Origin of the sequence: Psychrosphaera sp. F3M07, assembly GCF_018860345.1 — a bacterium.
GTDB classification, from domain to species: Bacteria; Pseudomonadota; Gammaproteobacteria; order Enterobacterales; family Alteromonadaceae; genus Psychrosphaera; species Psychrosphaera aquimarina.
The window spans coordinates 33484-58727 of sequence record NZ_JAHKPJ010000004.1; the positions used below are offsets into that span (position 1 = coordinate 33484).

23 protein-coding genes are annotated in these 25244 nt (G+C 37.1%); 16 read left to right on the forward strand and 7 right to left on the reverse strand.

The annotated features are described in order from the left end of the window. The first annotated feature begins 266 nt into the window (after positions 1-266). The 5 genes from KO505_RS01660 (at position 267) to KO505_RS01680 (ending at position 6305) form a co-directional block, all read left to right on the forward strand. A complete protein-coding gene (locus tag KO505_RS01660) occupies positions 267-1799 on the forward strand; it encodes a hypothetical protein (RefSeq protein ID WP_216053705.1) in 1533 nt (510 codons plus the stop codon). 849 nt (positions 1800-2648) lie between these two features. Then, positions 2649-3026 (forward strand): YacL family protein, encoded by a 378-nt coding sequence (locus tag KO505_RS01665; protein WP_216053706.1) that lies wholly within the window; start codon positions 2649-2651, stop codon positions 3024-3026. 15 nt (positions 3027-3041) lie between these two features. Then, positions 3042-4829 carry an ATP-binding protein gene (locus tag KO505_RS01670; protein WP_216053707.1) on the forward strand — a complete coding sequence of 596 codons (1788 nt, stop codon included), beginning with the start codon at positions 3042-3044 and terminating at the stop codon, positions 4827-4829. Between the two features lie 43 nt (positions 4830-4872). Continuing rightward, entirely contained in the window at positions 4873-5643 is a 771-nt protein-coding gene (locus tag KO505_RS01675; protein ID WP_216053708.1) for a PAS domain-containing protein, read from the forward strand. Between the two features lie 8 nt (positions 5644-5651). Continuing rightward, positions 5652-6305: a response regulator transcription factor gene (locus KO505_RS01680; protein ID WP_216053709.1), complete on the forward strand. Its 654-nt coding sequence runs from the start codon at positions 5652-5654 to the stop codon at positions 6303-6305. A gap of 95 nt (positions 6306-6400) precedes the next feature. Here KO505_RS01680 and KO505_RS01685 read toward each other — a convergent pair whose 3' ends face one another. The 5 genes from KO505_RS01685 to KO505_RS01705 form a co-directional block, all read right to left on the reverse strand. After that, entirely contained in the window at positions 6401-6961 is a 561-nt protein-coding gene (locus KO505_RS01685) for a hypothetical protein (protein WP_216053710.1), read from the reverse strand. A 1-nt stretch (position 6962) separates the two neighbouring features. Continuing rightward, positions 6963-7430 carry a hypothetical protein gene (locus KO505_RS01690; protein ID WP_216053711.1) on the reverse strand — a complete coding sequence of 156 codons (468 nt, stop codon included), beginning with the start codon at positions 7428-7430 and terminating at the stop codon, positions 6963-6965. A 76-nt stretch (positions 7431-7506) separates the two neighbouring features. Further along, the gene (locus KO505_RS01695) at positions 7507-9132 is read right to left on the reverse strand and encodes a methyl-accepting chemotaxis protein (RefSeq protein ID WP_216053712.1); all 1626 of its coding nucleotides are present in this window, start codon (positions 9130-9132) and stop codon (positions 7507-7509) included. A gap of 160 nt (positions 9133-9292) precedes the next feature. Then, complete coding sequence (locus KO505_RS01700; RefSeq protein ID WP_216053713.1) at positions 9293-9778, reverse strand: peptidylprolyl isomerase; 486 nt, start codon at positions 9776-9778, stop codon at positions 9293-9295. A gap of 12 nt (positions 9779-9790) precedes the next feature. Beyond that, the gene (locus KO505_RS01705) at positions 9791-10627 is read right to left on the reverse strand and encodes a folate-binding protein YgfZ (protein WP_216053714.1); all 837 of its coding nucleotides are present in this window, start codon (positions 10625-10627) and stop codon (positions 9791-9793) included. Positions 10628-10785: 158 nt separating this feature from the next. Here KO505_RS01705 and KO505_RS01710 point away from each other — a divergent pair, with 158 nt between their 5' ends. After that, positions 10786-11094 (forward strand): succinate dehydrogenase assembly factor 2, encoded by a 309-nt coding sequence (locus tag KO505_RS01710; protein ID WP_216053715.1) that lies wholly within the window; start codon positions 10786-10788, stop codon positions 11092-11094. A 76-nt stretch (positions 11095-11170) separates the two neighbouring features. On the opposite strand, the gene msrA is transcribed toward KO505_RS01710, so the two are convergent. Next, complete coding sequence (gene msrA / locus KO505_RS01715) at positions 11171-12463, reverse strand: peptide-methionine (S)-S-oxide reductase MsrA (protein ID WP_216053716.1); 1293 nt, start codon at positions 12461-12463, stop codon at positions 11171-11173. A gap of 186 nt (positions 12464-12649) precedes the next feature. Between msrA and KO505_RS01720 the strand changes: the two genes are divergently transcribed. The 3 genes from KO505_RS01720 (at position 12650) to KO505_RS01730 (ending at position 14300) form a co-directional block, all read left to right on the forward strand. Beyond that, complete coding sequence (locus KO505_RS01720) at positions 12650-12820, forward strand: oxidoreductase-like domain-containing protein (RefSeq protein ID WP_216053717.1); 171 nt, start codon at positions 12650-12652, stop codon at positions 12818-12820. A 27-nt stretch (positions 12821-12847) separates the two neighbouring features. Continuing rightward, entirely contained in the window at positions 12848-13432 is a 585-nt protein-coding gene (locus tag KO505_RS01725; protein ID WP_252731586.1) for a trimeric intracellular cation channel family protein, read from the forward strand. A gap of 82 nt (positions 13433-13514) precedes the next feature. After that, positions 13515-14300, forward strand: coding sequence for an ABC transporter substrate-binding protein (locus tag KO505_RS01730; protein WP_216053719.1), 786 nt, complete (start codon positions 13515-13517; stop codon positions 14298-14300). 3 nt (positions 14301-14303) lie between these two features. On the opposite strand, the gene KO505_RS01735 is transcribed toward KO505_RS01730, so the two are convergent. Continuing rightward, entirely contained in the window at positions 14304-15485 is a 1182-nt protein-coding gene (locus KO505_RS01735) for a GNAT family N-acetyltransferase (protein WP_216053720.1), read from the reverse strand. Positions 15486-15648: 163 nt separating this feature from the next. Between KO505_RS01735 and KO505_RS01740 the strand changes: the two genes are divergently transcribed. The 7 genes from KO505_RS01740 to KO505_RS01770 all read left to right on the forward strand — a co-directional run bounded on the left by KO505_RS01740 (position 15649) and on the right by KO505_RS01770 (position 25024). Continuing rightward, positions 15649-16491 carry a hypothetical protein gene (locus KO505_RS01740; protein ID WP_216053721.1) on the forward strand — a complete coding sequence of 281 codons (843 nt, stop codon included), beginning with the start codon at positions 15649-15651 and terminating at the stop codon, positions 16489-16491. Beyond that, positions 16454-16963, forward strand: a complete 510-nt coding sequence (locus KO505_RS01745; protein ID WP_216053722.1) for a regulatory protein RecX — start codon at positions 16454-16456, stop codon at positions 16961-16963. The genes KO505_RS01740 and KO505_RS01745 overlap by 38 nt, the downstream gene beginning before the upstream one ends. 44 nt (positions 16964-17007) lie before the next feature. Further along, the gene (gene alaS / locus KO505_RS01750) at positions 17008-19632 is read left to right on the forward strand and encodes an alanine--tRNA ligase (protein WP_216053723.1); all 2625 of its coding nucleotides are present in this window, start codon (positions 17008-17010) and stop codon (positions 19630-19632) included. A 118-nt stretch (positions 19633-19750) separates the two neighbouring features. Then, positions 19751-21079 (forward strand): serine protease, encoded by a 1329-nt coding sequence (locus KO505_RS01755; protein WP_216053724.1) that lies wholly within the window; start codon positions 19751-19753, stop codon positions 21077-21079. Next, a complete protein-coding gene (locus KO505_RS01760) occupies positions 21070-22053 on the forward strand; it encodes an FHA domain-containing protein (protein WP_216053725.1) in 984 nt (327 codons plus the stop codon). Before KO505_RS01755 ends, KO505_RS01760 begins: the two co-directional genes overlap by 10 nt. Then, a complete protein-coding gene (locus KO505_RS01765; RefSeq protein ID WP_216053726.1) occupies positions 22040-22771 on the forward strand; it encodes a tRNA-uridine aminocarboxypropyltransferase in 732 nt (243 codons plus the stop codon). Before KO505_RS01760 ends, KO505_RS01765 begins: the two co-directional genes overlap by 14 nt. A gap of 186 nt (positions 22772-22957) precedes the next feature. After that, the gene (locus tag KO505_RS01770) at positions 22958-25024 is read left to right on the forward strand and encodes a M13 family metallopeptidase (RefSeq protein WP_216053727.1); all 2067 of its coding nucleotides are present in this window, start codon (positions 22958-22960) and stop codon (positions 25022-25024) included. The last annotated feature ends 220 nt before the right edge of the window (positions 25025-25244 follow it).

Below are 25244 nucleotides of genomic sequence, written 5' to 3' on the forward strand. Positions count from 1 at the left end.
CTACATACTTTCACACGAAGTTTTAATATTTTTTTTCTAGGATAAGCTCCTACGTAAAATTAGGAGCTGATCATGAACTAAGTGATTAACCTCAATAATATTTCTAGATATCTTCCCCAAAAAAACAATTTATTGATAAGTCCAACTGAACTTAATCAACTTCAAGTTAGTAATTTCAAATTGAGACGTTATATGTCCTATAAGTAAGGTAACTTACAGTGCTACTCAAGAAAACTTTAAGATAGTAATCATTTAAGGAAATAAAGATGGTAAAAAGCAAAATGAAATTAGCACTTTCACTAGCGTTGGGTTTAGTTCTAAGTGGTTGTGGAGGCAGTTCTTTTGACGATGAGAATGTATCGGCAGCGTCATCGGAAAAAATATTAACTGTTACAGGTAAAGCCATAGACGGCTATATTGTCGGCGGAACGGTATTTTTGGATATTAACGGCAATGGTAACGCTGAACCAAATGAACCGCAAAAAGAAACCGAAGTAGGTGGTGATTACACCTTAAATATCTCTGAAGAAGATGCTGAGTGTTTAGCATATTCTGCAATCATTGTAGATGTGCCTGTAGGTGCATGGGATGAAGGCTCTGAGGATGAAAATGTTGCAGCTCATGAAGTAACTGACCCTTATCAAATTGTATTGCAACCTACTTTTAAAGCAATCACAGAGGAAGACTTCACTAATGGTTTAGTTAGAAATATATCTCCTTTAACTACCGTTGTATGGGAAGCGATAGAACGAAGTTATCCACCATTTGCTGAAAATAAAGGTAACAACCCTAATGACAGCGAAACTAATGCTAAACATTGCCACTACTTGAAAAAACATGATGAAGCGGTTCAAGAGTTAAAACAAGAGATTGAAGACGCTGTTGTTGGCTTAGTCCAGTTTTATAATTTGTCTGCAGATCAAATGTATGCAGATTTCATAGCTGATAAAGACTCTGATGCATTTCATGTCGCACAAGACATTATGAAAGGGCTAAAGGCAGCTTATAAACGTAAAACGGATTTAAGAGAACAATATTCCGATTATCAAAATGCTGAAATTCGAGTATTTGTACATAGAAACCCAGAGCTAGACGAATATTTTCAAGTTGATAACGGCTGGTATCGTGACGAAATAGTATTTCTAGGTACTGAAGATTTGGTCGAATTTAGCAAGCTACAAGATACTGACAAGCTGGATGAAGTAGATTTTATCAGCAGTAAGTTTCACGAGTTAGGTCAAGAGTGGAATGAGCAAGATAAAAGTGGGTGGTTAAGTGTTAGAAAGGACGCTTACAGAGAAATGAATGGTACGTATCGCTGTGCTAAAAACGAAAGAGTAAGCTTCGATGTTAATGGTATTCATTATGAACTAGGTAATAGCTCAGACTCAGCCACGCTGGCTAACTCATTTGAAGAATGCAACTTTGATGATTTTAGTTCTCCTTATGAGAAAAACTATCACCTTAGATATACAGAAGGTGAGGCGTCATACAGTGCAGCGTTTTATTTTAGAGCTGAGCAAGCTCGCTTTACAGAACTAGCTGACTGGAAAGAGTTTACTGATAACCCCGAATTCAACGCACAAGACATGATAGATACCCTTATTTTAACGCCTTATAAATGGGAAGATGAAGTGACTATTGATACCGCATATTGGCGTAAACGCAAAGAGGAACCCGGTGTTCAAATAGATATCGATAATGATAACAACTGGCAGAGAGCTACTAAGCAAGATGATGGCACAACATTATATGAATGCAGTTCGGATGGTGAAAACTGGACAGAATGTACTGACTAACGTGTAAGTATACTCAGTTGAAAATGTCAGTAACGACCCTATGACTAGTTATTGACATTTTATTTATTAACTCGCCTTAGAAAACTACTGGTATCTATTTTATTACCCATAAAATTTTGTAACTCATTTATGTCCCGAAATACCTTAGCAATTCTAAAATTTGACAAGCCTCTTTGTTCAAGGAGCAGACGTTGAAAGACTAAAGAGGTATTGTATATATTTAATTAACGTATGTTTCAATAAGTACACTAAAATACAAAAATCATTGACGATATTGATTTTGAGTTCTTTAGTAAATCCGACAGGAGTTAATTCATAAAAAAGAGCACAATTTCACTAGGTATTAAGGGTATTGAGCCGCTATTACTAACCTTCTTAAAAGACGAACCCACTTTTAACTCTATAGAAGACTCATTCACCCATGTGGTTAAAACTAGCGTATTAAAAGAAAATCAGGTTGCAACATCTGTAATCAATATTCAAGGTAACTATTTGACTTCCAAAGGTACTTTAGAGTTAGACAATGAAGCTAGCTATAAATAACGGAAAATTGGTTAAAAAATCTAATCCATAGTTAATTTATTCATTTTTATTAAACTGACTTTAAATTTATTGGGGAGTAGATTTATGGCTTTCTACTTATCGTTTTACCCTAGTTTTTTCTGCTTCATTACAATTTATAAACTTTGATTTTGATATTCCACTAAACCGTATTATAAGCGACGACTTTCCCTGCATATCGTAAATTCTACATGGCGCTTTTGCTAGATTCACATATACTCCTCTATTCAAGAATGTGTTGAAAAAGCGCATAAAAATCAATTTGCTAAATATAACTGAGGACTCGGTATGGATTACGAATTTATCTTTGATACAAATACTAAAGTTCATAGTGTAGCCGTCGCTGGTGAACAATTTGCCGTGGGGCGTTTTTTAAATACTGAGTTTGTTCTGGATGACAACTCAGTTGAACAATTAAATGATTTAATTGAATTGTTAGAGACATCAATAGAAGGCGTTGTTGAATTTACAGAATGGTCCATTGAGATTGACCGTGACGATTTAACCATTAGCCATAGTAGTCAGCTTGAAACAAAATCTGAAAAGGAAAAAACAGCGCAATTAGAGCAAGATCTGTCTGATCTTGAATGGGATTTTCAATGTGAATGTGGCAAAGCCGATTTACTCGAATTGTTGGTGGCTTGGGTCGACTTTAGATACGAATAAGAAAGGGGTGATTGATTGCTAAAAAACATATTACACGGTTCATTAATTCTAACGTTTCTAATTTTTGTTAGCAGTCTTGTTGCTGGCCAGTTTATTCATCAGGATGTTATTAATGTAAATACCTATCAAACCATCAACTTAATGAAGGGATTGATCTGTATTTCGGTGTTTTTGTATTGGTTATTTATACGATTCAGCCGAGTTGCACAGTCGCTCTTTAATTTGTTTAAAGCCTGGCAAACAGGCGTAGTGTTTTTATTGCAGGGGATTGATGGTTTATTGATTTTTTTTATCCCGGATCAAAGTTATCGGGTTGTCATCGTTTGTTTTAATTTAGTTGCTACAAGCTTCCTCTATATTCATTTGTATTTTACATTTTTGTCTAAACGTTTATCCGATCTCGTTGTAATTAGCCTTTTGGCGGCTGGTTTCTTTTTATTTATAGGTTATGCCTATCAATGGAATGGACATGGTTGGAATACATCGGTTTTATTTAACGACGTTCAACCCATTTTGTTAATTCTAAGTGCGGTGAGTTGCTCTTTATTATTAGCCATTGCATTGATGAGGATCCAGTACAAATTAAAACAGTATTCTGAATTTGAATTAATGCCTTTGTTAATTTTATTCAGTGGTTTTTTGACGTTAATTGCAGGCGACAACCTGGTTATTTGGTCGTCAGCTGTCTTATTACATATGTTCTTTGTCGGTACGGTAATTAGTTTAATAGTTAAAGTGGATAAACATTTTGCAGCAGATTGGATGTTGTTATCTACTGGGTTAAATACATCAACCAATGCGTACTTCTATTATGACCAAACAGGTGAAATTCATTTTGTTAATCAAGCTTTTAAAAAGTTATTTGGGATAAAGGAAGACACTCCCCTCAATCAGATAAAACACCCATTACATTCCCATCCTTTATTTGAAACAATTTCTAATTCATTGTCACAACAAGGTTATTGGTCTGGCGAAACCGTGATCGTTGGCGATAATGGCAACGTCATCTCGGTGCATGTTGATTTTAACGTTATCGTTATTAACGATGTTAGTTATTACCAAGCTTGGTTTTTAGATTTAGCCGAAAAAATTGCACTACGAACAAATGAACACGCCATCCAAGAGAAGCTTGAACGTTTGTCATTTAATTTAATGGATAAACAAGAAGAGGAAAGGAGATACTTTGCTAAAGAGCTGCATGACGAAATTGGACAGGGCTTAACACTATTAAAAATTCAGCAACAGTTACCTGAACCAGATAAAGAATTAATTAAGTCGGTTTTGTCTGAACTGATCGACAAGGTGCGGAACTTATCACTCAATTTAAGGCCATCAATTCTGGATGACATGGGGTTGTCAGCGGCATTGGAATGGTTAACCGATAGGCAACGTAAGTTTAGCCAATTGGCCATTGTTAGTGACATCTCTTCCAACTTACCTAGATTTAATGACAAGTTTGAGATATCGGTATTTCGCATTGCTCAAGAAGCTTTTACTAATATACATAAATATTCGCATGCGGATCTGGTTAATATCCACTGTTCTATCCAAGATGATTATTTACAACTGACGATTGAAGATAACGGTATCGGGTTTGATGTTGGTTCTAAATTAAACAGTGCCATTAAAGGTCAAAGTTTAGGTTTATTGAGTATTCAAGAACGAGCCTTCTTAATTAATGGCCTGATAGAAATATCATCAACTCCTGAGAATGGAACACTAATCGAGCTAAGGGTACCTGTGTTTGATAATGCGCTAGATGAAACTCCTTTTGAAACTGAGGGTGGAAATGGTTTACTCTAAATGGTTGTTATTATGTTGTTTATGTTTGGGATTTTGCGTTCAAGTGAGCGCAAGTGTTGAGCAGGGCTTTAGTCAAATATATAAGTCGATTGAATCAACTAATGGACAAACGTATTTGCTGACAAATAATGGTACTTGGTTAATAGATCAAAATACATTAACACGCGTGGATAGTACCGAAAAAATACAACTTGATACTCAAGATTATCAACAGCTCATCGCTAATATACATGCTGAGCCAAAAAGTTTGTTACAAAAGTTGGTAGGGGTAAGTTATATATTTGTGGCGGTCATTTTTGTGATTGTTTATCTGTATTATCAATCTTCATTAAACAAACGACGACGTTCATATTACGAAAGAATTAAAGTTCAACAACAAATTTTAAACATTGCATCGTTAGCGACAGGTGACGAAGTATTAGATTGTGATATCGTTAATAATACGATTAACCGAATTAACAAAAATGCCACCGTTGGGTTATCAGATGAAATCTATTTTCAATCTGAATCTTTTATACGTTCGTTACATCCCGATGATAAAAGCATATTTTTGGGACACTTTAAGTCATTAATTCATGGTGGTAAAAATAACTATCAAATTGAATATCGAATTTCTGACTCAGCTAATGGGTGGATATGGTTGGTCGAGCGTGGTTGTGTGATCGAACGAGACGATAATGGCAGAGCGAAACGATTGGTATCGAGTATGAGAGATATCAGTTCCATAAAACAAGAACATGAGAATCTAATTCGCTTAATTAGTGAGTTGGAACGCCGGTTAAAAACAGCAGAAGCTGCGCTGGCTAATAGTTAAGGCTAATTATGAATAAGTACAGTATTTTATTTGCAGATGATCATACCTTGTTACGCCAAGGTTTAATCAGTTTGACCCAAAATTTCCCATTTATTGATAAAGAGAAAATATACCAAGCTGCAAATGGGCGCGAGGCTGTTAATTTTGTAAAAAAAACACAGCCTCAATTAATTGTGATGGATGTGTCAATGCCTGAAATGAATGGGCTAGAAGCGGTCGATGCGATTAAAAACCAATTTCCAGAAATTAAAGTTTTGATGTTGTCTCATTACAATAATGAACCTTATGTGATCAGAGCATTAAAAGCGGGTGCCGACGGCTATATGTTAAAAGATGCAGCGGTAGATGAGTTGCAGGATGGCTTAAAAGATATCTTAAATGGCAATATGTATATCAGCCCAGATATCGATCAAAACATTGTGACTAAGATTAAAAATGGCGAAGAAGGGGCCGTGGATGCGCTTGATATACTCACCTCACGTCAACGGAATATTTTACAGTTGATAGCGGAAGGGCATTCCACCAAAGATATCGCTGAAAAACTGTTTTTAAGTGTAAAAACGATAGAGGCACACCGTGCTAACATTATGGATAGATTAGATATTAGAGATGTACCAGGATTGGTCAGATTTGCAATTCGTGTTGGGTTAATAGAAGCATAAACATCAATACAATAACTTGACGACAAAATAAGAGGGGAATTTGTTTAACCCCTCTTCATTCATCCAGTTACCACGATACTTTTATCTTTGTTTGATTACATGCTACCAAACGAACTGAACAGCAGAACAAAATTCCCAATCACAGCGGCAAACCCCATTAATACAAAACCATTTGGTAGCGAATTGTTTTGATCAATGTGCAGTTGAATTAAGCCATTTATATTTCCGATTTTGGCATTACGGATAACATTTTGTTTCAATGGCTCAAAGATAAACTTTGATACTAAGTAACCGTATATAAAGCTAATCAAGCTAATGCCGGTGGCCGGAAATAACTCCGGTAAGGTTTCCATGTTTGACAGTAATGCTAACTGAGCAAGTAAGGTACCTAAAATTCCCGCAATGATTGCGGTATTTGATAAATGGTCAAAGAATGAAACCGCCAAAAAGAACTCTTTTTGTGATGTGACCGGCTGTGAAATATATTTGAATGCACTAAATGCAAAAGTTCCATAACTTAAAAACATTACGCCAAATACCAAACCAAAGATCAACAACAGACTATAGAGGTCGATTAGAAAACTAGCGTAATCATTTAACATCAACACAGCTGCAAAAGTTAATATGAAAAATAAGTAACCAATTAATTTATTCATCTTACTTTCCTTGTGTACTCGCAGTCGCTTCGGCATCGGCTTTTAAACGATTGAGCAATATGCTATGTTTAATAGGTTGAATGATGATAAAAGAAAAAATTAAGCCATAGATGATATTCAATAAAGTCATCGCAATCGCAGGCCCCAACATTGTTAACTCACTAATATTTATTAAGATAACAATCGACGAGATAAAAAAAGCGCAGATACTAGAATAAAATGTCAGTCTGGAAATATAGTTAAAAAAGTTTAACGCGGGTAATAAATCTTTAGACGGTATCTTGTCCTTTCCGGCTAACTTAAAGTAGTAAATACTTTGTTTACCATAACCTACAATCATTCCCGCTAAGGTGATACCAAATAATAACACTAACGCCGGTATGTCGAGGTACATTCCAACACCGCCTTGTGCATCCGCAACAACCGCTATTGATGCGACGCAAATAATTAATCCAATCAGTTTAAACATATAATCTCCATAGAGTGCTTAAAAATAATAACTTAATCGAGCGTAAAGTAACACCAACTCTTTATGAGGATTAGCATCAACTATAAAACTGAATGCTTTCTTTTATTGCCCGCTTTTGTTCTTCACTAATGGAAGTAAATTTAAGGCCTGCAAGGTGTTGTCCATCTTGTTGGCGACGCCATGCAATTTCAGCAGGGATCACAATTGGACTTTGCTGTTTGTAATGTTTCAGTTCACTTTTTGGGATCTTGATTTCAATATGGGCTTGTTTGGTATCCGGTAATACCTGAGTAGTCATGATACCAAGGCCGGTTTCACTAATGTCTTTTGATAAACCTTCAACACGTCCAAAGTCACCCACGATCGAAATAAGATTGTGCCCTTTGATTCGTGCGCTGCTGCGTTTGCATTGGGTTATGGTTTGGTTGTTCAACGGTTGCGACGTTTTGCTTATTTTTAACCCAGACAATTGATTATGTAAACTTGAGGTCAGCTCGTTTAATGTTGATGATATATTGGTTGAGTTACTAATCTTAATGCCATTTTCAGTTAAGGTTTTAAACAGAGAATCAAGTTGCTGACTTAAATCATCAAAACTCTTCATTTGCTCAACAGAGGCGGTTTCTATGTTTTGATTTAACTCAGAAGTATCTAATACGTCTTTTTGCATTACGGACACAACATTAGCGGTTTCAGTAATTTGTGTTTGGCTTGAATCTATTTGTTGTACAAGGTTGTTCATTGAACCTTGAGCGACTTCAACTTTATTAGATAACTCAGTTAGTATGTTGGTGATCTGCTCAGCAGACGTTTGTGAACGCACTGCGAGTTGTCTTACTTCGTCGGCTACCACCGCAAAACCTCGGCCCTGTTCGCCAGCTCTCGCGGCTTCAATCGCTGCGTTAAGGGCTAAAAGGTTGGTTTGTGAGGCAATGTCTTTTATGTTTGTGAGCAGTGAATTTATGGTTTTACTAAATTCGACGATTTCTTCAACTTGCCCAGACGTTGATGAGATATCTACCGACATTTGATTTAGTTGCTCAATTGATTGCTCTAATGATTGGTAGCTCAGTTGTGCTTGTTGTTCAACGGCGACAGACTTTTGATTGGCATCGGCTGCAATGTTTTGCACTTCTAATGCTACCTGTTTTACGTTGCTGGTGGCATGGGTTATCTCGTCTTCTTTGGCTTTTTCAGCCTCACTCATTTCTTCTATTTCCTTTGAAATGGCAGCGATTTGATATGCAGATTGCCCCATATGAACAGTAGAACGTTCAACATTAATTAAAATAGAATTTAGCTTTTCTAACATTAGATTAAAATGTTGCTCAAGCTCACCAATCTCATCTTTGGAATGCACAACAACCGTTTGGGTTAAGTCACCTTCTTCAACGGCTTCTAAAGAGTGGATAAGGCTGATAATGGGCCCCACAAAAATTTTGGCGATAAAGGCAATGATAAAAAATTGTACGGTAAATTGCAGTAATGTATCCCAAATAGAATTTACCAAAAATGTTTCGTAGTGCTGATTTAATGCGGTTAATAAGGTTTGATCATTGGTATTTGATTTAACGGTATCAATAAATAAGGTTAGTTCATTGGCAGCAATCCAACGATTGTAAAAAGTGGTGAACATAGCAATGGCCATGAAACCAATCTGTAGTTTCCAACGTAAACTTAATCGTAACCAAAATGACTTCATTGACTATTTTCTACCATAATAAAATGCTCGACAAAACTCTGTATCATTTTATCGACAAAGATTGAAATAAATGAAGAGGATAGTCGTTTTATATTGATTTTATTAAATTTGGGGCAAAAAAAATGCCAGTCAAAACTGGCATCCTTTTTAAAATACGTTATTAGTGTGAATGACCACAACCGCCAGCGCTATGTACATGACCGTGAGAAAGTTCTTCTTCCGTGGCGGCACGTACGTCAAGAATTTCAACGTCAAATTTAAGATCGATACCAGCAAGAGGATGGTTGCCATCTACAGTAACGTAATCGTCGGTTTTGTCGATAACGATTACTGTTTGTTCGCCATTATCCGTGCCCGCTCTAAGTTGCATACCTACTTCAACTTCAAATTCTGTAAACATTTTAGATTCAATTTTTTGTACTAAACCATCAATACGTTGACCATAGGCATTATCCGCAGGGATTGATACTTCAAATGTGTCACCAGCCGCTTTGTCGTTTAACGCGTTTTCTAAGTCTTCTAATAAATACTTAGTACCGTGAAGGAACTCTAATGGCTCACCTTCATACGAACTGTCAATTAAATTACCTTCACCATCTAGTACTGAATAGTGCATTTTTACTACTGTTTTGTCTGCGATTTTCATGGGTAAACCTTGTTAGCTTTGTTCTAAAGAATATGGCAATGCCATTAATGATAAGGAGTGTGACGTTGTTTGACTTACAAATATTGGATCAGCTAAATCAGTGTCATTAGACAATACAAGTTGTAAATAGGTATTGTTGTTGGCGTGACAAAAATTAATGATTTTGCCTGCCGAACGTTTATTACCGTTTAATTCTCGGTAAACATCATCACCTATGTTTACCGATTCGATGTTATCAGAGCTAGCAATAAATAAAGCGCGTTTGTTTTTACCTAAATAGCGCATACGAGCAACCATTTCTTGTCCCATATAACAGCCTTTATTAAAGGAAATATAATCTAATGCCTGCAAATTGATCATTTGCGGAACATATTCCCCAGACGTGGCGCTATATAGATGAGCTCGTCCTGATAAGATTTCTGTTTTCCACCAAGTTTCAGAACTGGCTGTGGCCGTTATCTCTTGCTGGGATAGATGAATATAGTGGTTTTCAGCTAATGGGATATTAATATCCGCATTTATTACTTGATCTGAGCCATATATAAACCAATTGTCAGTTTCATCTGTGATATCAACCTTGGCAAAAACACCGTATTTATTTAGCTCGGCTAATGAAATCTCAGCGCTTTGTTTGGTTAACACTAAAAGTATGTCGGACTCATGTTGGACTGCGATGAACGTAGACCATGCTTTGCCTTTTGCATTACAGTGGCAACCAGGCATGATCTTTTTGTCTGCCAGTTTTGTGACATCACAACTCACTTGACCTTGCATAAATGAAACTGCATCAACACCAGTAAGTTTGATCACCGAAAAATCAGTTAATTGGGTAATATTTTGAGTCGACATTTAATAAAACTTAAAATTTAATAAATTAGAACAGTTAATAATGGGGATAAATCGCTAAAGCTCAAGTAGTTTCCGATATTATCGCTAATCTTTTTACAGAAGTTTGTTATTATTGGCGAGTTAACTATTTATTAGACCCATAATGGCTCAGAGACAAAATGACAGATAAAAAACCAAAAGCAGAAGTAGTTTATGTTGATGTGAGTGGCAATAAGTTCATCTTAGATTCAAAACCTAAATTAAAATGGGCTTGTCGACGTGGTATGTTGGAATTAGATGTATTGTTAGAACCTTTTGTTGATGATGCTTACGATGCGCTTTCAACACATCAAAAAGCAATTTTTCAGCGTTTATTAGCTTGTGAAGACCCAGATTTGTTTGCCTGGTTTATGGGGCACCAAAAGTGCGAAGATGAGGAATTAAATAGTTTAGTTCAGATTATTTTAAATCGTGTCAAAGCGGATTAAATAAAAGGCGGATTAGATTCCGCCTTTTTTTATAAACGTGTCCCGTTCTTACTTGGTTTAATGAGAACGAATTACCTTAAGAACGCGCTTTAAACTCTAAAACAGTTGCGTTGATACAATATCTAGGTTGTCCGTTTGGACCGTCATTAAATTTATGACCTAAATGAATATCTGATTTTTTTGCCCGGATCTCCAAACGTTTCATGCCAAAACGATTGTCTTGTTTGTAATAGACCGAGTCATCAATGGCTTTGGTAAAAGACAACCAACCTGTACCTGAGTCAAATCGATCACGGGTATCAAATAAGGCTGCGCCAGAAACCTTGTCGATAAATAAACCATCAGGGGTATTTTTAAAGATCTCGTATTGTTTGCAAAAACGAGAGTCTGTACCTTCCGTAAACGCCACATTAAATGCTTCACTGTTGCCTAACTTGAAATAACCCAACGCTTTATAAAACTGAGTTGCATTAACATATCCTTGTATCCCAAATTTCTCTACGCCATTTTCCATAAATAATATGGTTGGTGTTGCCCAAGTTGGTGAGGTGATTGTTAACCCATCAAGTTGTGATGCGCGGCGAAAATGCATTGGAATACTGCCTTGGTAATCATTGCTCACATCCGATTTAAACTTGTCGCAATAAGGACAAAACTCTGAATCTATTACCACTATATGTTGCCCGGTTAGAATAGGACTATTGTCTTTTTTTTCTACCTTATCAGCAGGAGAGAACACCACACCAGTTGAATGATCTGGGCAATAACCGTTAGGGTTTTTAACTAAATAATCTTGGTGGTATTCCTCAGCAGGATAAAAAGTGTCGATTAACTTTATCTGAGTGGTTATTTGTCCTAACCCAGCCTCAGTTAATAACGTTTGATATTGTGCCGCAACGTTTTCAGCTAACGTAATTTGAGCTTGATCTGCTACTAAAATAATTGAACGGTATTGTGTACCAATATCATTACCTTGTTGGTTTAATTGTGTTGGGTCGTGTTGTTCAAAAAAGTCTTGTAGTAATACTGTAAGCGATACTTGATCCGGATTGTATGAAACTTGTATAACCTCTGCGTGATTATTTGAATTAAATCTATTTTTACGTTGTGTAATGGTTTTATAATCAGCATTCACGCCAACGCCATCAGCGTAACCCGATATAACGTCAACCACACCAGGTAATTGAGAGAAACGTTTTTCTGCTCCCCAAAAACAGCCTAAACCAAATACCACAGTTTCAATATGTGTAGTCTTTAACTCTGAATCCATCAACAGCTTTGATGTTGTTTTGGTCTCGTTACTGCAACTAGCAAAACTAAACGCCATTAAGCTAATGGCGATAATGTGTAATATTGCTCGTAAATTCATTTTGACTCCAAACTAAATGCAGTTGATATGTGTAATAGGACAGGTCGAAACCATTTTTAATTGCACGGATATTGAAAATAACGGTTTTCTGAACGAGAAAAGCAAAGACCGCAAATACGATAAAACGCTATAATCCTCCATCAGCTTCTTATATATTCTCTTTATTACCATCTTGAGACATCAATTATGGAAAAACCAGATAAACCAACCCCGAATGAATGTTGTGGCGGTGGCAGTTGTTGTCCTTGTGTTTGGGACGATTATTTTGAAAAACTAAAACTCTGGCAAGAATATATAAAAGATAATGAGTTATACGAGAAACAGACAAAACAAGATCAACAACATATTAAAGATTAGGGGTTAGTTTTCATGGACATGGTTTATATGATGGATCTGATTGGATGCGGTGTCTTTGCGATCTCAGGTGCCATTATGGCGTATAAACGTAAAATGGATGGGGTTGGTGTGTTAGTACTTGCTGCGGTTACTGCTATTGGCGGAGGTACGGTTCGAGATTTATTATTGGACGCCCCTGTGTTTTGGTTAACGCAACCTAATTATATATACGTGATCATTACTGCCTCAATCCTTGCCATTATTTGGTTAAATTATTCAGAAAAAATACCAGAAAAAGCACTCGAAATTGCCGATGCCATTGGATTGGCATTATTTGTTGTTATGGGCACAAGTAAAGCCTTGAGTTACGGGGTGTCAGACGTGACTGCTATTATTTTAGGGATGATGACTGGCTGTTTTGGCGGCATGATCCGAGATGTGTTAGCCAATGAAGTACCTATGATATTACAAAAAGAGTTATACGCTATGTGTTGTATTGTGGGGGCTAGTTTATATGTCCTTATTATTCCTTTCCATCATGACTTAGCAATTGGTTCTGCATTTTCGGCGGTGTTATTGCTGCGTTTAGCTGCGATTAAATGGAAGTGGCAAATGTACGTGTTCAAATATTAATAATCGTTGTACTGCTATTTGGGGTTACTCAGAACCAAGACTACACTTCTTATGTCACTAAAAGATAATAAAGAAGGTTCCATTGAAATATTATTTGGTTATATTCTTATTCATTTCATTTACAGCGCTAGCTGAAAATTTAAGAGTGTTAACCGTTATGGAGCCTCCTTCTAGCTACATTTCAGAACAAGGTGTGCCAACAGGTTACGCTGTTGATATATTTAATCTTTTAGTAAAAAACACTGATTTTGAAAACGACTACACGATTGAATTTGTGCCTGAAGCTCGGGTGTTGAATATTGCGGATCAGAAGTCGAATATCGTCTTTTTTGCGTTTTCTCGTACGGCTTTAAGAGAAGATAAATATCACTGGATAGGCGCGGTTGCGACCAAAAAATGGCAAGCCTATGCATTAAAACACTCTAATATTCACATTGACTCCATTGAACAGCTAAAACAATTTCCAATGATTGGTGTTGTCCGTGGTGACGTAAGAGAAGAGTGGTTAATCGATCAGGGATTTGTCAATTTAGTTTCAGTTACCCAGCATGAACAAAATGTAAAATTGTTATTAATGGGGCGACTCCCGATTATTGCGTTTGAAAACCAAGGGTTGACGTTTATTACTCGTAAATTAAATGAAGATGCTTCTGTGATAAAACCCATTTTCACTCTAAACAAAGCCAACAACTATATTGCGATGTCAAAAAAGCAGACGGATATGAAAATGGTTAAGGAACTAAAGGCTCGTTATTTAGCAATCAAAAAAAATGGGGCTTTACATGCCTTGTCTGTTAAGTGGCAAAGTGAATTAGAAAATACCTATAAAATCCAATCTGAAATTGACGGTGATCTGTTAAGTTTTTAACCGTTAAGTATGATCTAATGACTTAAACGGAAGCCTAGCGTCACAAGCAGTCATGTAAGCTTTGTTATGATGCTTTTCTTGTTTACAAAAATGTTCAATCGCGTCATGAAATGGTTCTAATTCTATTTGATGATAAGAATAGGTTGTAATTGGTTTAAACCCTCTCGAAATCTTATGTTCACCCTGAGTGCCAGGGTTAAAACACTTTATTTTATGCTGAATGCAAAATTGAATACCTTGGTAATAACAAGCCTCAAAATGCAATGCCTCATTATCTTCTATACAACCCCAATAACGCCCATACAGTGTATCATCAGATCGTATATAAAGTGCCGCCGCTATGATGTTATTTTCACGAAAACAAAATAGGATTTGAACCTTATATGCCATGGTAGCGCAGATCTGCTGAAAAAATTTCAGATTTAAATAACCCGTTTGTCTGCGTTTGTAATAAGTAGATTGGTAACAGTGATAAAAAGTCTCTAATTCATCAGTTGATACGTTTTTACCATTGCGCCATTCTGTGGTGATACCACTATCGTGTATTTTTTTACGCTCTTTATTTATATTTTTACGCTTTCTCGCCATCATTAAAGATAAATATTGTTCAAAACTAGTTAATAAAGTTCCGTCTTCGTTTTGATTAAACCAATGAAATTGGTGACCTTCACGTTCAATCCATTGCTCATTGTGCGCTAAACGATTGGCAGGGAAAATATAATGACTACCACTGACGTTAAATTTATTTACCGCGTTGTTTTTCACCTTTTGAAACGCCTCTAACTCTGAAATTGACGAGTTTGTTAGCCATTTGTTGCACGGTATAGGTGAGAACGGAATGCCGGCTAATAATTTAGGGTAATAATTTAATCCATTACGTTGATAAGCCTCGGCCCAGGCCCAATCAAATACATATTCACCATAGGAGTGTGTTTTTAGATAACTGATAAATAAGCCAAACTTGGCAGGGACTTGAGTTTGTTCAGTTGAGGTTTGCTCCTCTGTGTATAAATAATAATGGGGTATCCAACCAGAATCACCGCCAATACACTGAGTTTGTTCTAACGCAAGTAAAAAATCTAGACTCGTGAAAGGGTTATCAGAACATGAAAAAATCAACTCGAGTAATTCAGGTTTTATTTCAGTTAGAGAGTGAATTAGTTGCCAGTTATTATTATTAGTCACAAGTTATCTTAATTAGTTGTTCAAATAGTTGTTGAAATTGTGGTTTGCAACGATGGAATTCCATAGTTAATAAGGTATGATTGCTCACTTCGTTACAGAATACCATTACCAAATAAACATCATTTTGAATTGATAGTTGAATTACGGAATTAAAGAAGAGTTTATGCAACTTGTAGTAACAAAATCAAATACTCTAAATGCCTTATCTTGGATTAAACAAGGATGGCGTTTATTTACCTTACAACCAGGTCCATTTATGGCAATGAGTGCCATCATTATCTGCGTTAGCTTATTAGCCAACCTAAATGCAATATTAGGTATCGTAGTGGTGTTTATGATGCCATTTTTATCCGCCGGATATTATCAATGTGCATCAAGAGCGGAACAGGGGGAGAAAATAACTCCTGCAGATATATTTTATTACCTTTCTCATATACGCAGTCATCGTGTTTTTATTCGTTTAGCTTTTGTAAGTATCGTATTAAGTATCCCCATGACCCAAGTAGCCGTTGGTGTGCAAGAAAGTTTATTAGCTGGCGAGATGTTCGACTTTGGCAGCGTGATCTTGTTATTGGCTTTGTTATGGTTGAACTTTATGCTGTTGGCCTTTGCATTACCTGCGGCTTGGATAGCGCCAGAGACCGATGTAATGACGTTGGTAAAACAAAGTTTTAAAGCATGTTGGATAAACGTTATGCCATTAACGTTGTATGGTTTGATCATCTTTGTTTTAGCCTTGATTAGCATGCCTGTTATTTTGGTGGGCTGGTTGATTATGTATTCTGTAAGCGTGTTGTCTTTTTATCAGATGTTTTTATCTATTTATCAACCTGAACACACAGTGACAACAGATAATCTGGTTAATGATGACGAGGCAGTTATTAAAGACGTAAACGCTGATGAAGATGTTGCGTCACAAGATGGAATAGAGAAAGACCATAACTCGGATAATCAATCAGTAACAGACGATGAATCAGTTTCAAAAAACAATCCCCCTAATAACTGATCCTGCTAAGTTAAGAGCGAGAGCTTTGTATTGGATAGCGAAACGAGATTATTCAATACATGACTTTAAAGTTAAGTTAGAAAAGGTTTGTGAATTACCGGAATTGATTGACGCGTTAATAACAGATTTTATTAACCGAGATTGGTTAAACGAACAAAGGTACATGGAAATGTTTGTTCGTACCAAAGTGGCGATGGGACTGGGCAACCAAAGAATCCAGCAAGAATTAAAACAGCACGGTTTAAAAACAGACGAGATTGTCTTATATATTGAATCGTTAGAAATTGATTGGTTTGAACAGGCCAAATCCACTTATCAGCGTAAATTTGCTGAAAAGCCTATGGATGTAAAACAATTAGGCAGAGACAAATTTTATAAAGAAAAAGCGAAACGTTATCGCTATATGTCGTATCGGGGATTTAACCCCGATGAAATAAAATACTCGATGGATAGCCAGTCGGACGATTGGTAAATCCAGAGTATTGTAAATAGATATTAGAACCTAGGTATTATTGTATGTATAACACGACGGCCGGTTTACGACAGGCATTTTTTGATTTTTTTGCAGACAAACAACACCAAGTTGTTGCTTCTAGTTCATTGGTTCCGGGCAATGACCCAACGTTGTTATTTACCAATGCCGGCATGGTGCAGTTTAAAGATGTATTTTTAGGTGCAGAATCTCGACCTTACACACGTGCGACATCTGCACAACGTTGTGTTCGAGCTGGTGGTAAACACAATGACTTAGAAAATGTAGGTTATACAGCACGTCATCATACGTTTTTTGAAATGTTAGGAAACTTTAGTTTTGGTGATTATTTTAAACAAGAAGCCATGAGTTTTGCGTGGGAATTTTTGACCCAAGTGTTAAAACTACCAGCAGACAAGTTATTGGTTACTGTTTATGAAACCGACGATGAAGCATTTGACTATTGGAATAACGTTATAGGCGTACCAGCAGAAAAGATCATTCGTATTGGTGACAAGTCTCCAGACAAAAAATATGAATCAGACAACTTCTGGTCAATGGGCGACACGGGTCCGTGTGGGCCATGTTCTGAAATTTTTTATGATCATGGTGAACATATTTGGGGTGGTCCTCCAGGATCGCCTGAAGAAGACGGTGACCGTTTTATTGAAATTTGGAATCTTGTTTTCATGCAATTTAACCGTTCTGCTGATGGCACAATGGATAAATTACCAAAACCTTCAGTTGATACTGGTATGGGTATTGAACGTATTGCTGCGATTATGCAGGGCGTTCATTCAAACTACGAAATCGATATATTTCAAAACCTAATCAAAGCAACGGCTGAATTATTAAACGTGACGGATTTGGAAAATAAATCACTTCGCGTTATTGCCGATCATATTCGTTCATGTTCGTTTTTAATTGTTGATGGTGTCATGCCGTCAAACGAAGGACGTGGTTACGTATTAAGACGTATAATTCGTCGTGCTATTCGTCACGGTAACAAACTAGGCGCAACGGATTTATTCTTCCACTCATTAGTAAAAACATTAGTGCAAGAAATGGGCGCAGCATACCCAGAATTAACCCAAAAACAAGCTGTTGTTGAGAAGATGTTACGCATTGAAGAAGTTCAATTTGCTAAAACATTAGAACGCGGATTAGCGTTGTTAGAGTCGTCGTTAGCTGAGTTACAAGGTACTGAAATTCCAGGTGAACTCGTATTTAAGTTATATGATACCTACGGTTTTCCAGCGGACTTAACGGCTGATATCGCTCGTGAAAAAGAATTAACGATTGATGAAGATGCATTTGCAACAGAGATGGCGGCTCAGCGTAAGAAGTCTCAAGCTGCATCTAACTTTGGTGCTGATTATGATGAACAAGTAAAGACTGAACATAGCTCTGATTTTAAAGGTTATGACAATCTAGAATATTCTGCGACCGTAATTGAGTTATTTAAAAATGGCGAATCAGTCGACGAGTTAAGTGACGGTGACGAAGGTATTGTGATCTTAGACAATACACCATTTTATGCGGAGTCGGGTGGTCAATCCGGTGACCACGGTGTGCTTGATAATGAAGTGGCAGAATTTACGGTTACAGACACTCAAAAAGTGGGTAATGCTATTGGCCATTACGGTAAGATCATTGGTTCGTTAACGGTTAATTCTCGTGTGAATGCTATGGTTGATACCGCACGCCGTGATGCGATTAAACAAAACCATTCAGCGACTCACTTATTACATGCTGCGTTACGCACAGTATTAGGTGAGCATGTAGGGCAAAAAGGTTCTTTGGTTGAAGCCGATAAGTTCCGTTTTGACTTCTCTCATTACGAGGGGGTAACAGCAGAGCAATTACAACAAGCTGAACGTTTAGTGAATGAGCAAATTCAACAAAACCATGATTTAACCACGCAACTAATGCAAATTGATGCAGCGAAAGAAAAAGGCGCAATGGCATTGTTTGGTGAAAAGTACGACGATGAAGTGCGTGTGGTTAGTATGGGGGCGTTTTCTATTGAGCTTTGTGGTGGAACACATGTATCGCGTACTGGCGATATAGGATTATGTAAAATTGTTTCAGAAGCTGGTATTGCAGCTGGTGTTCGTCGTATTGAAGCCGTGACCGGCATGGCGGCATTAGCGCATTTACATGCGACGGAAAATACCATTAATACCGCCGCAAGTTTATTAAAAGGCGAAGCCAGTTCATTAGTTGAAAAGGTTGAGCAATCGTTAGCGAGAAACAAATCTTTAGAAAAAGAACTGCGCCAGTTAAAAGAAAAAATTGCCAGTGAACAAGGCAGTAATTTAACTGAAAAAGTCACAGACATTGCCGGTGTTAAATGTTTAATCGCTAATCTTGAAGCGGTCGACCCTAAATCATTACGCGGTATGGTGGATGAACTAAAAAATAAACTAGGTTCGGTTGTTATCATGCTTGCTGCCGTCAATGACGGTAAGGTTAGTTTGATTGCTGGTGTGACTAAAGACTTAATTGGCAAAGTAAAATCGGGCGACTTAGTTAACCACGTTGCATCACAAGTTGGTGGTAAAGGTGGTGGTCGTCCAGACATGGCTCAAGCTGGCGGCACACAACCAGAAAATGTAGACACTGCATTAGCGTCAGTAACTGCATTTTTAACTGAAAAACTATCTTAATGGTTCACCTTATGGATAACAGTTAATACGTATTTAATGCCGCTCTTAAGTAAGAGCGGCATTTTTATTTTCATCGTTTAAAACTGTGAATGGGTATCACCCAATGGAGTTTGTTTAATTGAATAATACAAAAAAAATAAGTGTTACAAACTTACGAATTGGCTTATGTAGCTTAATGGTAATGGTATGTTTATTAATACCCAAAGCCGTAGTAGCACAGGATGCTAATGAGTTATTTACCACCTTTAGCCCAGCGTTAGTTCAGATTAAGTCTATTAATCTAGAGTCAGGACAGAAATCCTCAATAGGCACTGGATTTTTCATCTCAGCAAGTGGTGATTTAGTCACTAACTATCACGTCATTTCTAGTTATGTGCAGTCACCAGAACAATACAAGTTAGAATATGTCGATGATCAAGAGCGCACGAGTAGTGTGTCTGTGGTTGCGGTAGATGTGATTAATGATCTTGCCTTGTTATCAAGTAATGCAAACAGCGATGTATTTTTTAAATTGTCAGAGCAAGAGCCAGAAAAAGGATCGGATTTATTTGCGTTAGGTAACCCGCATGATCTTGGAATGATCGTCGTTCCTGGTACATATAATGGTGTGCAATTAAAAAGCTTTTACCAACGTATTCACTTCACTGGGTCAATAAACCCAGGTATGTCTGGTGGGCCAACGGTTAATCAAGCTGGCAATGTGGTTGGTATTAATGTGGCTACTGCAGGTAATCAAATTGGATTCTTAGTGCCGGTTGAACGCTTATGGTTGTTAATAAAAAAACAGAAAAAACTCGATAACCTTGTGAATCAAGATGAGTCGGGAGTAGTAGAAACAGCCCCTGATTTAATTGCCGACATCCGCGACCAATTAATAGAAAACCAAACCGATTTATACCAAGAATTATTAAAAGGTGAATGGCCATCAAGCACTTTAGGTGGTGCAACAGTGCCTAAAGAAATGTCTAAATTTATGCCTTGTTGGGGTGATTCAAACCAAGACCAAGAGAAGAAACAATACAACCAAGCAACGTCAAACTGTCGTTTGGATGAAAGCATTTATATTAGTGACTCACTACGTACAGGCTTCGCTCAAATCGGCTTTAATTGGATTGAAAGTGACAAGCTGAACAATATGCAATTAAGTCATTTGTATACATTAAACCTAAACAGTCGTTACGGAAGAAACAATGCCGGCAGCGATGATGTAACGGATTTTCATTGTAATGAAAGCATTATGAATAATGCGGTCGGAGATGTGGTAAAAGGCATGACATGTATTCGAGCGTATCGTAAATATGAAGGTTTATTTGATGTACGTTTTCATTCTTTGTTGCTCGAAAAGGATAACCAAACCCTTATTGGTAAATACTTTTTGCAAGGGGTAACCCAGCAAACGGCTCATGCTTTTTATGCTAAGTTTATGGAGAATGTTCAATGGAATTAATTATTGAATTGATCACCCGTAATAACAAAGTGCAAAGTTTTCATAAGTTGTCTGGCGAAACGATCAGGATTGGGCGAGCTTACGACAATGATCTTGTACTACAAGAAGAACATACAAGTCCGTATCACGCCAAAATAGAATATTCAGAAGAAGGTGAGCTCACCTTAATTGATAATGATTCGGTTAATGGCATCCGAGACCGTAAAAACAAAGTGTTAGGCTCAAAAGTTCAACTCAAATCGGGGGATGTGGTCACCATAGGTAAACATCTGATCCGTATTTTGTTGCCGAATCATGAAATCACTCAAACGAAAAAGCTTAACGTGTTTGAAGACGTAGCAAGACATATGAATCAATGGTATTTAGCACTGTTGGCTGCATTAGTCTTCTTTTCGAGCACGATAATTAAATCATATTTATCGTCTGTGACGGAGATCATCTGGAGTAAGTTATCTGCCACCGCTTTGTTAGTGACTATCGCATTAATGTTAGTCCCTATGTTAATTGCATTGTCAGCGAGAGTATTTAAGAAAGAAGTTAAATTTTTTACTGCGGTTGTCTTTAGTTTTGCGATGTTTGTGACATGGCAGATCACCACCGCGTTTGGTCAGATACTATTATTTAACTGGGGTGACGCTGGTTTAGTAACGGTAGGTGCCGACATAGTAGAATTTGTATTAATGGTGATTTTCTTTAGTGGCTGTTTTTATCTCGCCAGTAATATGAGCTTAAAACGCATTGCGGTTATTTCTTGTTTATTGGTGGTTTCGATTGCTGCGTTGTTTCATTTTAGTGCTCAAAGCGATGGTAAAGTTCAACCATACCCAATGGCGTATGCGTTAGTTTTACCTTCGAGTATGTTGGTGAGTTCGCCAATATCCACAGAGCAATATATTGAAAATACCAATGAGCTATTTGAATCAGCACAAAACGAAGCTAACAAACGAAATAAAGAAGCGGATGACAACAAATAATACCAATTTAGAGCAGGGCGATAAGCCGGATATCAAAGATTCAGTCGGCTTTAAAAATAATTCAGTAAGGGTTTTACGCGATTATCAACGCCAGTTTTCAACTCGTGAGTTTAAAGCTCGCGGCTATCTTTTAAAACGATGTGAATCTTGTTTATTAGCAGAAAGTAAATGTGTTTGTGATTTAGTGCCGCAGTTAGAGTCGGATATCGGTGTGTGTATGCTGATGTACCATGCTGAGTATTATAAACCTTCTAACACCGGACAATTAATTTGCGCGGTGATCAAAGACAATTATGCTTTTCGTTGGCAAAGGACGGAGTTGGAGTCGACACTTGAGCAACTATTAACGAATGAACTATGGTATCCCATAATTGTTTTCCCCCACGATAATGTAGAGCCTGAACGTCAATTACAACAAGTTCCAGATTCACTGCAACTGCAAGGTAAGCGTCCTTTGTTAATCTTTTTAGATGGCACATGGCGTCAAGCGAAAAAGATGTTTGTGAAGTCGCCATATTTGTCAAATTTGCCAGTATTGCAAGTGTCTGATATCGCTAAAGGTAATTATCAATTACGTGAGGCTTATCATGAACATCATTTGAGCACGGTGGAAGTTGCCGCTGAAATATTTAAACAAGTTGGTGAGGTTAACATTGCTGAAAATTTAAACCATTTATTTGAAGTGTTTAAAGATGGTTACAAAGAATTTAAACGATAGTCGATTTAAATTGTAAGCAAGGATTGCTAGCGTTGACTTTAATGTAACAATCCGTAATCTAATTGAGTCTTTTTAACAGTGAGTCGTGCGCTTATAACAACTGTTAAAAATTATAATAATAATATTGATAATTGGTTAAAGCGGAATTTAGTCAATCAATCTACCACCAGTCATTTTGGAATAGTCATGAAAAAAATTAGTGTAATTGCAGCCAGTGTTGCTCTTAGTATTGGAGCGCTGTCGTTAACGGCATGTTCGCCAAAACAAGATTCTCAAGTTGAGCAAGCTGAAGTTAAAGCGTTAACGTCAGGCATCGCGCTTGAAAATATGGATAAAAGCTATAAAGCGACCGACAACTTTTATCGTCATACCAATGGTAAATGGTTAGATACTACAGAGATCCCAGGGGATAAATCTAACTATGGTTCGTTTACAAAACTCTATGACGATGCACAACAAAACCTAAAAACGATTATAGAGCGTGCTTCTACGGCAAAAAATAATAAGCCAGGTTCTGACGAGCAAAAATTAGGTGATTTTTATAATTCATTTATGGATGAGTCAGAAGCTGAAAAAAATGGATTTGAACCATTAAAAGGTTTAGTGGCAAAGATTAATTCAGTGGAAACACATAACGACGTTGCTTCATTAATTGGCGGCCTTTATAGCGCTGGTGTTAATGGACCTTTAGGTTGGTATGTTAACAATGATGCAAAAAAATCAGACCAATATGCTGTATATGTAGTGCAATCGGGTCTAGGTTTACCGGATCGTGATTACTACCTAAAAGATGACGAAAAATCAGTTAATAACCGTGCTGCTTACGTAAGTTATATTACTGATATGTTAACAATGGCAGGTTATGAAGATGCCAATGGAGCCGCGACTCGTATCTTAGCACTAGAAACTCAAATTGCTGAAAGACAGTGGTCACGAGTTGAAAGCCGCGATGCCAATAAACGTTATAACAAATATAGCACTGAAGAATTTGCTAAATACATGGGTGATTTCCCATGGGAAGTTTATGCAAAAACAACGGGTTTAGATAAAATTGATAGCTTAATTGCTTCACAAAACACGTATTTAAAAGCGTTTGGTGAAATATTTAATACCATAGACGTAAACACTTGGAAAGAGTACTTAACTCTGCATTTAGTGTCTGAATACAGTGGTAAATTGTCTAAACAGTTTGTTGATCGTAACTTTAGCTTTTATGGTACAGATTTACGCGGTATAGAAGAACAACAGCCACGTTGGAAAAAAGCCGTTAATGGCGTTAACTCGGTGTTAGGTGAATTATTGGGACGATTATATGTCGCGGAGCACTTTAAACCTGAAGCGAAAGAACGCATGGAGCAGTTGGTTAAAAACGTAATCAAAGGCTTCGAAGTTGGCATTCAAGACCTTGAATGGATGAGTGAAGAAACAAAGAAATCGGCATTGGATAAATTATCTAAATTTGTACCTAAGATTGGTTACCCTGATGAGTGGAAAGATTACTCTTCTTTAGAAATTAAAGCGGGTGATTTGGTTGGTAACTACATGCGTTACAACCAATGGGAAATGCAAAATATGTTGGACAAATTAGGTAAGCCTATTGATCGCAACGAATGGCACATGACGCCACAAACAGTTAATGCCTATTACAACCCAGTTATGAACGAAATTGTATTCCCTGCTGCTATTTTACAACCTCCATTCTTTAACTTAGAAGCTGAAGATGCAGTGAACTACGGTGGCATCGGTGCGGTTATCGGACATGAATTAGGACATGGTTTTGACGACCAAGGTGCTAAGTACGACGGTGATGGTAATTTACGTAACTGGTGGACTGATTCTGATAAAGAGCAATTTAATGCTCGTGGTCAAATGTTCTCAGAGCAATATAGCAAGTTCGAAGTATTCCCTGGTGAGTTTGTAAATGGCGATTTAACCTTAGGTGAGAATATTGGCGATTTAGGTGGATTAACTATCGCTTATAAAGCTTACTTCTTGTCACTTGATGGTAAAGAAGCTCCGGTACTTGATGGATATACGGCTGAGCAACGAATCTTCTTAGGTTGGGGACAAATCTGGCGTCGTTTGTATCGTGATAAAGAGTTACAAACACGTCTTAAAACGGATTCTCATTCACCAAGTGAATATCGCGTAAATGGCATTGTTCAAAACATGCCTGAATTTTACGAAGCTTTCGGTGTTAAAGAAGGTGATGGCCATTACTTGAAAAAAGAAGACCGTGTGAAAATTTGGTAATTGATATCAGTTATTGAAATTAAACGTTAAATAATGCCAGCGAATAGCTGGCATTTTTTTGTTTTTTTCGATCATGAGTTTCACTTTAAAATAGATTAAATACTAATAGCCTACAGGTCATTTTCGTAGTTTGAGTGTAGTAAAAAAAATAGGTAAGGAGTTGTTGTATGAACTAAACTAATAATTCTAGGGAAGATATTAGGGTTTAGGTGAATAAATG

Coding starts and splice junctions, on each gene's coding strand:
- KO505_RS01660 (WP_216053705.1), top strand. CDS start 267: ATGGTAAAAAGCAAAATGAAATTAGCACTTTCACTAGCGTTGGGTTTA.
- KO505_RS01665 (WP_216053706.1), top strand. CDS start 2,649: ATGGATTACGAATTTATCTTTGATACAAATACTAAAGTTCATAGTGTA.
- KO505_RS01680 (WP_216053709.1), top strand. CDS start 5,652: ATGAATAAGTACAGTATTTTATTTGCAGATGATCATACCTTGTTACGC.
- KO505_RS01685 (WP_216053710.1), bottom strand. CDS start 6,961: ATGAATAAATTAATTGGTTACTTATTTTTCATATTAACTTTTGCAGCT.
- KO505_RS01690 (WP_216053711.1), bottom strand. CDS start 7,430: ATGTTTAAACTGATTGGATTAATTATTTGCGTCGCATCAATAGCGGTT.
- KO505_RS01695 (WP_216053712.1), bottom strand. CDS start 9,132: ATGAAGTCATTTTGGTTACGATTAAGTTTACGTTGGAAACTACAGATT.
- KO505_RS01700 (WP_216053713.1), bottom strand. CDS start 9,778: ATGAAAATCGCAGACAAAACAGTAGTAAAAATGCACTATTCAGTACTA.
- KO505_RS01705 (WP_216053714.1), bottom strand. CDS start 10,627: ATGTCGACTCAAAATATTACCCAATTAACTGATTTTTCGGTGATCAAA.
- KO505_RS01710 (WP_216053715.1), top strand. CDS start 10,786: ATGACAGATAAAAAACCAAAAGCAGAAGTAGTTTATGTTGATGTGAGT.
- msrA (WP_216053716.1), bottom strand. CDS start 12,463: ATGAATTTACGAGCAATATTACACATTATCGCCATTAGCTTAATGGCG.
- KO505_RS01720 (WP_216053717.1), top strand. CDS start 12,650: ATGGAAAAACCAGATAAACCAACCCCGAATGAATGTTGTGGCGGTGGC.
- KO505_RS01725 (WP_252731586.1), top strand. CDS start 12,848: ATGATGGATCTGATTGGATGCGGTGTCTTTGCGATCTCAGGTGCCATT.
- KO505_RS01740 (WP_216053721.1), top strand. CDS start 15,649: ATGCAACTTGTAGTAACAAAATCAAATACTCTAAATGCCTTATCTTGG.
- KO505_RS01745 (WP_216053722.1), top strand. CDS start 16,454: ATGAATCAGTTTCAAAAAACAATCCCCCTAATAACTGATCCTGCTAAG.
- alaS (WP_216053723.1), top strand. CDS start 17,008: ATGTATAACACGACGGCCGGTTTACGACAGGCATTTTTTGATTTTTTT.
- KO505_RS01760 (WP_216053725.1), top strand. CDS start 21,070: ATGGAATTAATTATTGAATTGATCACCCGTAATAACAAAGTGCAAAGT.
- KO505_RS01765 (WP_216053726.1), top strand. CDS start 22,040: ATGACAACAAATAATACCAATTTAGAGCAGGGCGATAAGCCGGATATC.
- KO505_RS01770 (WP_216053727.1), top strand. CDS start 22,958: ATGAAAAAAATTAGTGTAATTGCAGCCAGTGTTGCTCTTAGTATTGGA.